This window comes from Actinopolyspora alba (assembly GCF_900112765.1).
GTDB classification, from domain to species: Bacteria; Actinomycetota; Actinomycetes; order Mycobacteriales; family Pseudonocardiaceae; genus Actinopolyspora; species Actinopolyspora alba.
The window spans coordinates 91,077-103,882 of the sequence record NZ_FOMZ01000014.1 but is presented as its reverse complement, the minus strand read 5'-3'; the positions used below and the strand labels follow the sequence as shown (position 1 = coordinate 103,882).

The following is a 12,806-nucleotide window of genomic DNA, read 5'->3' as shown; positions in this document are numbered from 1 at the left end:
CACAGGCTCGACGAGTCGTTACCGAGCAGGACCGGATCTCAATCCCGACATGAACGCGGCATGTGCTTTTCCGCGTCCAGCAGCTCCAGGTTCAACAGTTCGCCGTCGTTCGAGAAATCGAGAAGCGCGACCGTTTCATCGTTTTTGCCGCGCACCTCCAGCGTCTCGGCAGGGTTGCCCGAAAGTTTCCCGCCGAACTTGAAAACCGCGGCGTTGGCACGTTTGTCCCAGGACCACTCGACGTGAAGTGATCCTGTTGCTTGGGGATCTTGTTCGTTCATTCCAGGTGTTTTTCCGGTCGGGATTTTTCGTTGATTATCGGAAACCGTACCGGTGGGGTGCGCATCGGGAGTTTCGCGAGATCGCGGGGCACATCGCGTGCCACCACGCCACGCGCCCCGCGACCTTGAGTTGCTAACCACGCGGGCGGCTAACCGACCACCGACGCGAGCTCCGCCATGGCTCCTCAGCCCCGATCGGGAGCGTGGGGCGCGATGGGGTTGTCCAGCGTTCCCGCGATCTTCAGCGCGCTCGCCGGGTCCTGCAAGTTCACCATCTGCTGGTTGTTGCCCAGCTGCAGCCGGTTGAGGCAGGACAGCTCGTACCGCTCGGCGAACAGGTCGTACTCGCGGAACCGGTCCCGCAGTTCCGGGGCGGCAGCCTCGTAGTCGGTCACGCACTCGGCCACCGTCCGCCAGAAGTCCCGCTCGTCCAGCAGTCCGTGCTCGTGCGTGATCGAGCACAGGAAGCGGAAGAAGCAGTCGAAGATGTCGGTGAACAGCGAGAGCGCCCGCAGGTTCTGCGGCACCTCGGAGCGGATCCGCTCGATCTCGGCCGGGAGTTCGGTCTCCGGCTCGATCACGGCGACCTCTTCGCCGATGTCCTTGAGCAGCGCCCGCTTCGGCACCCCGTCCTCCAGTACCAGGATGATGTTCTCGCCGTGCGGCATGAACACCACGCCGTAGGCGTAGAAGCAGTGCAGCAGCGGACGCAGATAGGCGTCCAGGTAGCGCCGCAGCCAGTCGGCCGGTGCCAGCCCCGAACGGTTGATCAGCGTGCCGACCAGGGGCTCGCCGGACTCGTCCACGTGCAGCAGCGCGGCCATGGTGGCCAGGCGCTGCCCGTCCCGCAGCTTCGGAACCGGGCTCTCGCGCCAGAGCGCGGCCAGCATCTTGCGGTACGGCGAGTCCTTCGCGGCGGCCGTGTAGTACTCGTTGTGGTAGCCCACCGCGGCGAGCTCGCGCAGGATGTCGAAGCCGGAGTCGCGCAGCAGCTCGTCACCGGCGACCAGCTCACCCACCCAGTCGTTGATGGCCGGGGTGGCGCGCATGTACTCGGGTGAGAGCCCCCGGAGGAAGCCCATGTTCAGCACCGAGATCGCCGTCTTGACGTAGTGCCGCTCCTGCGAGTCGGCGTTGAAGAACGTGCGGATGGACTGCTGCGGCAGGTAATCGTCGTCCCCGTCACCGAGGTGGATCAGGTTGCGGGTGGCGAACTCCGCCGCGAACGTCACCGGCAGCTTGTTGTCCCACTGCCAGGGGTGCACCGGCACGAACAGGTAGTCCTTCGGGTCCAGGCCGAACTCGCGGATCCGCTTCTCGAACCGCTCGCGGGTCGATTCGTCCAGTTCGGACCGCACGAGTTCTTCGTAGTCCAGCCCCGCCGAAGCGCTGAAGCCGACCCGGTCCCGGTGCGCGGCCAGCCACACCAGCCTGAGCGGCACTCCCGCCTCCGGCGCGTACTTCGCGGACTCGGCGAGGTCGAAGCCGATCCGGCCGCTGTTGGCCAGGAAGCACGGATGTCCCTCGGTCATGCCGGACTCGATCGCCTGGAACCCGGCGTCCAGCAGCTCTCCCGAGCTCGCCCGGGGCTTGGCCAGTTTGAACGCGTCGCTTTCCAGCGTGCTGCTGATCTCCTCCAGGTACACCGGCAGCAGCCCGTCGTGCAGCCCCAGCGTGTCGCGCAGCTCCAGGAAGAGCTCCATCGCGTCGAGCGGCAACTCCGCGCCGTCGCGGTGCCGGGTGATGCTGTCGGTGTCGATCGACCAGTGCCGCAGGCTGCCGATCCTGGCCCGGAAGTGGTAGCGCACTCTGCCGTCGTCGCTGCCGACCACGTAGCGCCCCTCGCCCGTCGGGGTGGGGTTGAGCAGCCGTTCGTGTGAGAGCTCGGCCAGCGCCTTGCGCACCAGGCGCCGGTTCACCAGCCGCCAGTGCTCCGGAGTCAGATGGCCCGCGGGCTCGTGCGTGCCGGGGTTGCCGGAACTCATCGTGATACCTCCCCCTCGGTCGAACCCGCGGTCCTGCTCGCCAGGTAGTCGGCGCGGGTGCAGATGCTGAGCAGTGCCTTCTTCTCGGGCAGCGAGACGGTGTCGACCACTTCGAAACCGACCTCCGCGTTCAGCGCGTGCACCGAGGTGTTGTTCACGTCGGGTTCCACGACCACTCGGCCGGTCGCGGGGTCGGTGAACAGCATGTCCATCACCGTGGTCAGCACGGCCCGGGTGAAGCCGTGCACCGGCATGCCGGTGGGCGCGGCCAGGAAGTGCATCCCCACGTCGCCCGGCCGCACGGGATACAGCTCCGCCAGCTCCGAACGGGCCGGGTCGTACCGCTCGATCAGGAAGGAGGGGATCCCGTTGTGCAGGCCGACGAACGCGTCGTTGCCCGGGGCCGCCTCGATGGTGCGGAACTGCTGCAGCACATCGGCCGGCTCGGCGTCGAGCATCAGCCAGAAGGCCGACTTCGGGTGGGTGAGCCAGCCGTGCAACAGCTGGGTGTCCTCGTCGGCCGACACGGGGCGCACGGCGAACTCGCCCAGTCGCTCGTCCGTGCGTTCGAACACGATCTCGGTCATGCCGCCGACTCCTCTCGTTCCGCTTCGGTCCGGGCCGGTCCGATGTCGCCGGGAGCGGCGAAGTCCTGGAAGGCGATGGAACGCTCGACCGGGTAGTACTCCTCGCCGAGCATCCCCTGGATGATGCGCGAGTTCCGGTACGCGGCCATCCCGAGGTCGGGGGTGACGAAGCCGTGCGTGTGCAGCTCGGCGTTCTGCACGTAGATCTCCTCGCCGGTCGGGTCCACGCCGTAGCCGCGGCCGACGTCGAACCTGCCCGACTCGTCCCAGCTGATCCGGTGGGTGATCGGCCGCAGGAAATCGGGTGTGCGGTACCGGTATCCGGTGGCGAGCACGAGCCCGTCGGTGTGCAGGGTGAAGTCCTCCTGCTGTTCCCACTGCCGCAGTCCCAGCGTGTAGCCGCCGTCCGTCGGGTGGTGTTCGGCCGAGGTCACCTCGGTGTTGGTCAGCAGCCTGGTCGGGCACGGCCCGGCCACCCGCTTCAGGTAGAGCAGGTCGAAGATCTCGTCGACCAGTTCCGCGCTGATGCCCTTGTAGAGGCCGTGCTGCTGCGCGAGTAGCGATTCCCGCGTCCGCTCCGGCAGCGAGTGGAAGTAGTCGACGTACTCCGGCGAGGTCATCTCCAGGGTCAGCTTGGTGTACTCCAGCGGGAAGAACCTGGCCGAACGGGTCACCCAGTTGAGGGTGTAGCCGTGTTGGTCGATCTCACCGAGCAGATCCCGGTATATCTCCGCGGCGCTCTGTCCGCTTCCGACGATCGTGATGCTCTGCTTGCGGACCAGCGAGTCGCGGTTGTGCAGGTACCGCGACGCGTGAATCGCGTCGCCGCCCAGGTCGCGGCACGGTTCGGGGACGTGGGGCGGGGTTCCGGTGCCCAGCACCAGCCTGCGCGCCCGGTGCGTCTCGGTCCGCCCGGTCGCGACCTCGGTGGCGTGCACCAGGTAGACGTCCTCGCTCGGCTCGTGGTCGATGCGGTCGACCCGGTGGCCGAACCGGACGCTGTCGAGCTTGCGCGCGGCCCAGCGGCAGTACTCGTTGTACTCCACGCGGGGCGGGAACCAGTCCGCCCGGATGTAGAACGAGTAGAGCCTGCCGACCTCCTTGAGGTAGTTCAGGAAGGACAGCGGTGAGGTCGGATCGGCCAGGCTCACCAGGTCGGCGAGGAACGGCGTCTGCAGGGTGGTGTCCTGCAGCATCATCCCGCCGTGCCATTCGAAGTCCGGTTTCTCGTCCAGGAAGAGCCCGTCGAGTTCCGCGATGGGCTCGGTCAGGCAGGCCAGGCCGAGGTTGAACGGACCGACCCCGACGGCTACGAAGTCGTAAGTGGGGGACACAGTCTTCCTTTCGGGGGCACGGAATCGATGACGGTGGTCTTGCGTGGTCGGTCAGCTCGCACGGCGTTCGGACTCCGCCTCGGGCGTGCCGGTCAGGTACCGGTTGCCGTGTTCGACGATGAGCTCGCACACCTCGGCGATGTCCCGCAGCGTGGTGCGCGGGTTGAGCAGGGTGAACTTCAGGTAGGTGTTCCCGTCGACGACCGTCTCGGCCACCATCGCGGCACCCGAGCGGTACAGCGCGTCGCGCGCGTGCAGGTTGACCCGGTCGCAGAGCTGTCCGTCCGCGTCCGCGGCGGGTACGTAGCGGAACACCAGGGCGCTCAGCTCGGGACGGTTGACCACTTCGAAGCGCGGATCGGCCCGCAGCATCTCCCAGGTGCGCTCGGCCAGGTCCAGCACGTCGTCGAAGAGCCGTCCGAGCGCGTCCGGCCCCATGATCCGCAGGGTCAGCCACAGTTTGAGCGCGTCGAACCGCCTGGTGGTCTGGATGCTCTTGTCCACCTGGTTCGGAACCCGCTCGGCCACGTGGCGCTCCGGGTTCAGGTAGTCCGCGTGGTAGGTGGCGTGCCGCAGCACGGAGCCGTCCCGCACGAGTACCGCGCTGGAACTCACCGGCTGGAAGAACGACTTGTGGTAGTCCACGATCACCGAGTCGGCGCGCTCGATCCCGTCCAACCGGGCGCTCTCCCGCGAGACCAGCAGACCGCAGCCGTATGCCGCGTCCACGTGCAGCCACACCCCGAACCGCTCGCACAGCGCCGCGATCTCGGAGAGCGGGTCGATGCTGCCGAAGTCGGTGGTGCCCGCCGTGGCCACCACGGCCATCGTGGTCAGTCCCGCCTCGTGGCAGCTCCGCAGCCGCTCGTGCAGCTCGTCGGTCCGCATGCGCCGGTGCTCGTCGGTGGGCACGGTCAGCACCGAATCAGCACCCATGCCCAGCAGTTTCGCCGCTTTGACGACGCTGAAGTGACTGTCGGCCGAGGCGAGGACGCGCAGTCGCGACAGCTGTTCGGCGCGGTCGGTCTCCGGATCCCCGGTTCCGCTCTCCGCCGCGTGTCGTTGCAGTGCCTGCTCCCGGGCGACGAACAGTCCCTGCAGGTTGGACTGGGTGCCGCCGCTGGTGAATATCCCGTCCGCGGTCGAACCGAAGCCGATGCGGGCCGTGGTCCAGTCGATCAGCCGCCGCTCGATGAGCGTGCCGCCCGCGCTCTGGTCCCAGGTGTCCAGTGAGGAGTTGATCGCCGAGCCGATCGCTTCGCCGAGCAGGGCGGGAATGACGATCGGGCAGTTGAGGTGGGCCAGGTAGCGCGGGTGCTGGAAGTAGACGGCATCGTGCAGGTAGACCCGTTCCAGCTCGTCGAGCGCGCTCTTGGTGTCCGGCAACGGTTCGTCCAGGTCGATTCCGCCGATGACCGGTCCGAGCTGATCGGGGGTGACTCCGGTGGTGGGCTGGTGGCCCGGGTCCAGGAGTTCGCCGATCACCCGCTGTACCCCTTCGGTCACCGAATCGCGGTACTGCTCGGTGTTGTGTTCGTCCAGCAGGTACGACTTGGGGTCGACGGACTGTGCCGATGTCGCAGCGGTCTGCTCGGCCGGTGGTACGAGGAAACTCACGAACCGTCCTCCTCGGTGCGGGGTGTGCGATGCCGGATGGTCTGTCGGGGTCGTGCGCCGCATCGCGGCTTCGAGTTCCTCGTTGCGAGGTCAGCCACCGTGTCCGGCGCGTCGCGACCGTGTGGAATTAGGTTAGCCTAATTTTCTGTGAACTTAGGCTAACCTATATCGCGCTCGCTGTGGCGTGAGTCCGTTCACGTCGGACGATCGGTCGAGTGGCGGTGTCGTCGAGTGGCGGTGTCGTTGTCGCGGCGCGGTTCACCGGCGATTACCCGGAAGTGAATACCCGACGCGGCCGGTCGCTCTCCCGGAGAGTGGGAAGCGGAAGTGGGAAGAGGAGTCGCGCGTCGGGTCCCCTGTAGCCGCTCAGCCGTGCTCGAACCGCCGTGACTGCGGCGTCGATTTCTCGCGAAATCGCCGGGCCGGTGCTGCGGGGTGCCCCGTGTCTGTCGATTTCTCGCGAAATCGCCGGGCTCGGGACCGCTGTCGGGAAGTGACCACGAGCGACACGGCGCCGGTGTCACCGGTGTGGGCGTCGATTCCCCGGGTGTGTTCCAGGGGCTCCCACCACGCAAGCCGCACTCCCACCACCTACACAGGCCGAACCCCGACCACCCCCGCGGCTCGCACCGCCGCGGGGTCTCCGGTGCGGCTCTCGCGAGGACGGCCCCGACGTGGCGTAGTAACTACTCGATGTCGGGGCGCCCGCGGCGAGAGCCGTGCCAGAGGTTCCGCTGAGTGAGCCCCTTCGGCACCCCGGACGGGTACTCCCGAATTCACCCGGAGCGGTCGCGAAGTCCGCGTATCCGTTCCAGCAACCGCTCCACGTTGTCCCTGCCGGAAACCGCCTCCTCCAACCTGCGGTTGACCAGCTGCAACTGCCGGTTGCGCTCCGCCGAGTCCAGCTTCAGCGCCTGGTCGATCTCGCGGAGTTCGCTCTCGATCGATTCCATCCGCTTGCTCAGCGCCTCGTCGAGCGCGAGCGACAACTGCTGTTCCGCCTCGATGAGCTGCTCGGAGACCAGTTGGTCCAGTGCCGAGCGCGCTTCGGAGATCGCGTCGCTGAGCCACTGCTTCATGTGCTGCTTGTCGGCCGCGTGCTTGCGGGTGCGGGCCATCCACCAGCCTGCCCCGAGTCCCAGCACGATCGTCACCGGCAGCACCACCGGATTCAGCGCTCCGACCCCGAGACCGGCCAGTGGCATCGCCGCGGCGCGGCCGATTCCCAGCCCGCCGGAAACGCCCATGAAGACCAGCAGTTTGTCCTCGGCGGTGGGTGGCCTGCTCTCCGGCGGACGCAGCGCCACCGGGGAGCGGTTGCCGCGCGCGAACTGGGCACGGATCACCTTCAGCTCCGCCTCGCCGAACAGTTCTGCCAGCGAATCACGGGCCACCTCGTCCAGGCGGCCCGACAGCAGGGTGGCCACCCGCGTCGAGACCAGCTGCAGCGCCGAGTCCACCTGTCCGGGCAGCAGGGCCAGCTTGTCCCGGTCGGCGGTCTCGATCTCGCGGCGGAACCAGTTCTGCACCTCACGTACCCGGTCGGTGACCTCGTGACTGGTCTCCACGCGGGTGCGCTGGATCCGCCCGCGCAGCTTGACCTGCCAACCCCGGGTGGATGAGCGACGTGCCGTCGCGAGCTCCTCCCGCCTGGTGCGCAGCGACTCCACCTCCTTCTCCCCGGCGGTGAGCGCCCGTTTCTCACCCTCCAGGCCGGAGATGATCTCGGTGAGCACCGTGGACATCCCGCGCATGGTGTTGGCTTCGCCGAGCATCGCGGAGTGACCGGCGACCAGTTGCCGCAGTGCGGAACGCAGCTCGTCCACACCGGAGCGTTCCCGCAGCATCGCCGCGCTCTCCGGCTCGGAAGCACGTGCGGCGAGTTCGGCCATCCGGGCCGAGACCGGATATATCGGCACCTCGGCGAATCGCGGGGCGTGCGTGGCCAGCAGCTGCCGGTTCTCCTCCAGCACCCTGCGCCAGCCCCGGTGCCGATCCGTCTTGGTCAGCACGAACAGCACGGTTTCCACACGATTGCTCACGCTGTGCAGGAAGTCCAGCTCGCCGCGACCGAACGGAGCCGAGGCGTCCGCCACGAACAGCAGCGCGGTCGCGGAAGCGGCGGCTTCGGCCGCCAGCTCGCCGTGCACTGCCTGCAGCCCGCCCACTCCCGGTGTGTCAACCAGCGTGAGTTCTCGCAGCGGTTCCAGCGGAGCGTCGACCCTGATGTATCTCGGTGGCAGCTCACCCGCCGGGAGTTCGCCCGCTCCCGAGGACCAGGCGCCCAGCTCGTCGATGTCGAAACGTGCCGGTTCCTGCTCGCCGGGGTAGCACGCGTAACCGGCCCACTCGGTGCCGTGCTGGAACCACAGATAGGTGGACGTGGCCACATCGGCATCCACAGGGGACAGATCCTGGCTGTCCAGCAGGGCGTTTACCAGTGAACTCTTTCCCCGATTCGTCTCGCCGACCACCACCACACCGGGAACGGCGGTGCGCGAGTTCCTGATGCGCTCGATCCACTCGGCGGCCTCGGTGTCGACCTCCCGCACCAGCGCGGTCAGGTTCTCCCGGGTCTGCTTCACCTGTGTGGGCAGCTGCGAGGCCGCCGCCGCGTCGGCACCAGGCAGGTTCGAGAGCGGAGAGTTCGTGCTCATGACGCGCTGGACTCACCGGAGGACGTCGGCTCCGCACCGGAGCTCGCGGTGTGCGACCGGTAGACCACCACGACGGGTGCCCGCAGCATCCGTCCCCGGTCGGAGAACCCGAGAACCTCGGTCTCCGCGATGACACCGTCCAGCGATCGATCGCCGGTGGCGGCCGTGCCCCCGGCCTCGTGCCTGGTCGGATCGAACCGCTCTCCGTCGGGACGTAACGCGGTTACGCCGACAGTGCTCATGCCCTCCGTCAGCCGTTCGGTGACGCCCGCGCTGCGCGTCCGATCGAAGGCGTACATGCACAGTTCGATCAGCTTTTCCCGTTCCGCCAGCGCCTGGTCCAGCGGGTCGACGAGCGATTCGTTGCTCAAAGTGGCCATCAGCGTTTCCGAACTCTGTCGCGGCTTGCCCAACCCCAGGTCTCGGCCGAGGGACGCGATACCGAGCCCCTGCTGCCGCCGCATTGGACGCGGCGGCCAGGCGTTCGGTTCCACTCGCGCGAGGAATTCTCACGCTCCGTTGGCGGGTAAGGGCGTGTCGACCTCGCGGCACGGGCGGGAGAGCTCGGCGAACAGCCGAGCACTGCTCAGCACGTCCGAAGAGTCCGGTCACCCGCGTGTCCCGCCGCGCAGTCGCTGCCACAGCAGGAAGTAGGCACGGTGCACCACGTGAGCCACCCGGCTCTGCGCCGGGGTGGAGCCCAGCGACGCGAACGAGCGCCACCAGTTGGCGCGCTCCATCGCGTACTCGATCATCCGGTCCGGGGTTCCCCCGAGCATCCCCAGTCGCTCGGACGGGTTGTTCGAGGCCCCCAGCCGCAGCACCTCGTCGAGCAGATCGCTCGGCAGCGTGACCTCACCCGAGGAGACCAACGTCAACGCCTCCAGCAGCCGCAGCTGGTGCGCGTCGGGCCGTGCCAGCAGGGCTTCGATCCCGTCCTGTATCCGCCCGCGTTCCGCCGGGTCCCGACTCCGCTGCGCCACCGCCGTCATCGATGCCAGCCCCGCCGCCGCCTTGATGCCGTCGGCCCGGGCGCGGAAGACCGCGTTCAACCTGCGTGAGACCTCGTACAGGCCGGAGGACTCGTGCAGCACCCGGCGCAGTCCGCCCGCCGTGATGGCGGGGTCGGCGGCTATGGCATCCAGGGCACGTCCGATGCCGTACAGATCGAGCAGCTCCAGCAGGCGGGCCCGGGTACCCGTCGGCACCTCGCACTCCCACCCGGTGAACAGATCCGCGGAGATCAACAGGGTTTCCCTGGTCGCCTCGTCCAGCCCGGCCAGCCGGTGCAGTGCCTCGGCGTCGGAAGCGGTGAACATCCCCGTTTCGGCGGTCTCCGCGAGCAACCCGACCACCGGGAGCACGTCGGTCACCCGCGGTCCGAGCTGCCGGGCCTGCCTCTCCGCCAGCAGGCTCGCCGCGTGCCACACGCTGCCGTCGCTGTCGCGCACCGATTCCGGCTCCACCGTGTCCGCCTTGTTCAGCACGGCCAACGCGTTCGCCGGACCCGCCGGGCGGTTGCCGGTCGCGGCGCCGAACGAGCTCAACGCCCGCTGGTCGTCTGCCCGCACCGACTGCGTGACGACGTAGAGCACGGCCTCCGCCCCGGCCACCGCGCTCCGCGACACCGGGTCCAGTACCTCGGCACGTCCGTCCGGCTCCGCCGCCCCTGTCCCCGTTGTTCCGGATTCGCCCAGCACCGCCTCGGTGCGTGCGACGGAGGAGTCGTCGGTCGACCCCAGTCCCGGAGTGTCGATCACCGTCAGATCGCGCAGCACCTCGTTGGTCAGGTAGGCCTCCAGGTGCGAGACGTGTTCCCGCTCCACCCCCAGATCGGCCGGGATCGCCCCGTCGGGGCTGAACGGCAGGGACCGCTTGCCACCGTCGCGCAGGATCACCTCGACCCGGTCCACCGTGCCGTACCGGAAGCGGGTCACCACCCGCGTGCACTCGCCGACGTCGGTGGGCGCCACGTTGCGTCCGATCAGGGCGTTGACCAGCGTGGACTTGCCTGACTTGATCCTGCCCACCACCGCCAGCTGCAACGGTTCCCCGAGCCGGAGCAGCACCTCGTGCAATCCGTTCGCGGTGTCCGTGCCGACCCTGCCGCGCAGGTCGGCGCACAGTCGCGCCACCGCGTCCGACAACGGCCCGCGGGTTCGCTGCGTAGTCAACGGGCTCCTTCCGGGCGAGGCGCTGTCGACCCTCTGCCTCTCAAGTATGACCTCGATTTCGACCCCGGAATGAGGCGATCGCCGACTCACCTGGCATAGCATCGGCGGACGTGCGGCGACTCAGTCTGTGGATGCGTGCGCATCCGAGCGTGGGCGATGTCTCGATCATGGTATTGCTGCTGTTGGCCGAGGTCGCCGGTGTGGTGATAACCCGGGGTGCCGAGCATCTGATCGGGTTCTGGAGCGTCCTGGCGGGCGCGCTGCTGGTGCTCCCACTCGCGTTCCGGCGGAACCTGCCCGGCGTGACGGCCTGTGCCGTGCTACTCGGTCTGCTCTTCCAGCTGTTCGGTCCGCACCCACCCCTCTTGCGGCCGGGTTTCCTGGCAGTGCTGATCATGGTCTACACCCTCGTCGCCTATGTCGGCAGGAGGGCGGGGGGCGGTTACGTGGGCGCGGTACTCGCGGTCTGGCTGCTGTCGACCTATCCGACGCCCGGTGTCACACCCCCGTGGGCGCTGTTCGCCGTGCAACTGGTGCTCGTGCTCGGATTCTGCTGGGTGCTCGGCGAGTACTTCGGGGCCCGCCGGGCCTACCAGGAGGCGATGGAGAGCCGGCTGCGCGGTCTGGAGTTCGAGCGCGACCAGCAGGCCAGGATCGCGGTGGCCGAGGAACGCAACCGCATCGCCAGGGAGCTGCACGACGTGCTGGCCCACTCGGTGAACGTGATGGTCACCCATGCCGACGGCGCGGCGTACATCGTCCGCGACGCCCCGGACAACGCCGTCCGGGCGCTGCACACGATCGGGGACACCGGCAGGGAGGCACTCGTCGAGTTGCGCAGCCTGCTGCACGTGCTGCGGAACCGGACCGAGGCCGACGACAGCGCCCGACGCGACCCGCAGCCCGGTGTCGGCGGGGTGTACGAACTGGTGGAACGGGTGCGTGGTCTGGGGCTGCCGGTGACGTTCCGGGTCGAGGGTGATCTCGACCGGATCCCCACCGGACAGGGGCTGGGGATCTATCGCATAGTGCAGGAGTCGCTGACCAACGTGCTCAAGCACGCGGGATGGCACGCCACGGCCGCCGTGCTGCTGCGCAACGACGGCGAGCGGGTGCGGATCGAAGTCACCGACAACGGGGCCAGGGGAGTGCTCGCGCCGGAGGCGGTGCCGGGCGGCAACGGTGTCATCGGGATGCGCGAACGTGCGGCCATCTACGGCGGGAGCCTGGAGGCGGGACCGGCGGAGGAGGGCGGCTGGCGGGTGCGCGCGGAGCTCTTGCTGGCTGGGGAGTCCGCGACCGCGAGCTGACTCGGGTTCGGCTTCCGCGTTGGCGGCGTCGATTTCTCGCGAAATCGCCGCCCCTCCGACGCGAGGAGCGCCGAACGAGCACTGCCGCGGTCGGCTACGTGGCCGGCGGGAGGTGCCGCCGACCGAGCACGACGGAAACCGAGCCGGAGAATTCTGCTATAGGCTGATCCGCATGGTTCGGGTGGTGCTCGTCGACGACCAGGAACTCATGCGGGTGGGGCTGCGCATGGTGCTGGACGCCCAGGACGACGTGGAGGTGGTGGCCGAGGCCGACGACGGTGCCGCGGCGGTCGAACGATCCCGGGAGCTCGCTCCCGACGTGGTGCTCATGGACGTCCGCATGCCCGGTATGGACGGGGTGCGCGCCACCGAGCTGATCGTGGGCGAGGAGCTCGCCAAGGTGCTCGTGATGACCACCTTCGACCTGGACGACTACGCGCTGTCCGCGCTGCGTGCCGGGGCGAGCGGGTTCCTGCTCAAGGACACGCCTCCGGCGGATCTGGTCTCGGCGGTGCGTTCGGTCGACGAGGGCGACGCGGTCGTCTCGCCGAGCGTGACGCGCAGGCTGCTCGACCGTTTCATCGGCACGGGCGAGGCGAAGCTGCGCGACGATTCCGTACTGGAGTCGCTGACCGGGCGCGAGCGCGAAGTGCTGATCAACATGGCGCGTGGACTGTCCAACGGCGAGATCGCCGAACGCCTCTACCTCTCCGAGGCCACCGTCAAGACCCACATCGGTCGTATCCTGGCCAAACTCGAGCTGCGCGACCGGGTGCAGGCCGTGGTGCTCGCCTACGAGACGGGACTCATCCGCCCCGGCACGGAGTGATTCCCGGCGCTTCCCCACCGACGATGCCCGGG

10 protein-coding genes are annotated in these 12,806 nt (G+C 68.5%); 2 read left to right on the top strand and 8 right to left on the bottom strand.

All coding sequences use genetic code 11. The features are described from left to right. Positions 1-38: 38 nt before the first annotated feature. The 8 genes from BM150_RS19530 to BM150_RS19495 all read right to left on the bottom strand — a co-directional run bounded on the left by BM150_RS19530 (position 39) and on the right by BM150_RS19495 (position 10,635). Positions 39-281, bottom strand: a complete 243-nt coding sequence (locus tag BM150_RS19530) for a DUF2283 domain-containing protein (RefSeq protein WP_092928765.1) — start codon at positions 279-281, stop codon at positions 39-41. Positions 282-466: 185 nt separating this feature from the next. Beyond that, positions 467-2,266: an IucA/IucC family protein gene (locus tag BM150_RS19525; RefSeq protein WP_092928764.1), complete on the bottom strand. Its 1,800-nt coding sequence runs from the start codon at positions 2,264-2,266 to the stop codon at positions 467-469. Further along, a complete protein-coding gene (locus tag BM150_RS19520; protein ID WP_092928763.1) occupies positions 2,263-2,853 on the bottom strand; it encodes a GNAT family N-acetyltransferase in 591 nt (196 codons plus the stop codon). The genes BM150_RS19525 and BM150_RS19520 overlap by 4 nt, the downstream gene beginning before the upstream one ends. Beyond that, positions 2,850-4,187 carry a lysine N(6)-hydroxylase/L-ornithine N(5)-oxygenase family protein gene (locus tag BM150_RS19515; RefSeq protein ID WP_092928762.1) on the bottom strand — a complete coding sequence of 446 codons (1,338 nt, stop codon included), beginning with the start codon at positions 4,185-4,187 and terminating at the stop codon, positions 2,850-2,852. Before BM150_RS19515 ends, BM150_RS19520 begins: the two co-directional genes overlap by 4 nt. Before the next feature lie 51 nt (positions 4,188-4,238). Then, positions 4,239-5,804, bottom strand: a complete 1,566-nt coding sequence (locus BM150_RS19510; protein ID WP_281243732.1) for a pyridoxal phosphate-dependent decarboxylase family protein — start codon at positions 5,802-5,804, stop codon at positions 4,239-4,241. A 776-nt stretch (positions 5,805-6,580) separates the two neighbouring features. Beyond that, entirely contained in the window at positions 6,581-8,461 is a 1,881-nt protein-coding gene (locus BM150_RS19505) for a dynamin family protein (RefSeq protein WP_092928760.1), read from the bottom strand. Continuing rightward, positions 8,458-8,841 (bottom strand): nucleotide exchange factor GrpE, encoded by a 384-nt coding sequence (grpE, locus tag BM150_RS19500; protein WP_092928864.1) that lies wholly within the window; start codon positions 8,839-8,841, stop codon positions 8,458-8,460. Before grpE ends, BM150_RS19505 begins: the two co-directional genes overlap by 4 nt. Before the next feature lie 228 nt (positions 8,842-9,069). Continuing rightward, positions 9,070-10,635 carry a dynamin family protein gene (locus BM150_RS19495; protein WP_217641764.1) on the bottom strand — a complete coding sequence of 522 codons (1,566 nt, stop codon included), beginning with the start codon at positions 10,633-10,635 and terminating at the stop codon, positions 9,070-9,072. Between the two features lie 110 nt (positions 10,636-10,745). Between BM150_RS19495 and BM150_RS19490 the strand changes: the two genes are divergently transcribed. Both BM150_RS19490 and BM150_RS19485 read left to right on the top strand, forming a co-directional pair. Then, the gene (locus BM150_RS19490) at positions 10,746-11,945 is read left to right on the top strand and encodes a sensor histidine kinase (protein WP_245755616.1); all 1,200 of its coding nucleotides are present in this window, start codon (positions 10,746-10,748) and stop codon (positions 11,943-11,945) included. Positions 11,946-12,117: 172 nt separating this feature from the next. Then, on the top strand, positions 12,118-12,774 hold the full coding sequence (locus BM150_RS19485) for a response regulator (RefSeq protein WP_092928757.1): 657 nt from the start codon (positions 12,118-12,120) through the stop codon (positions 12,772-12,774). The last annotated feature ends 32 nt before the right edge of the window (positions 12,775-12,806 follow it).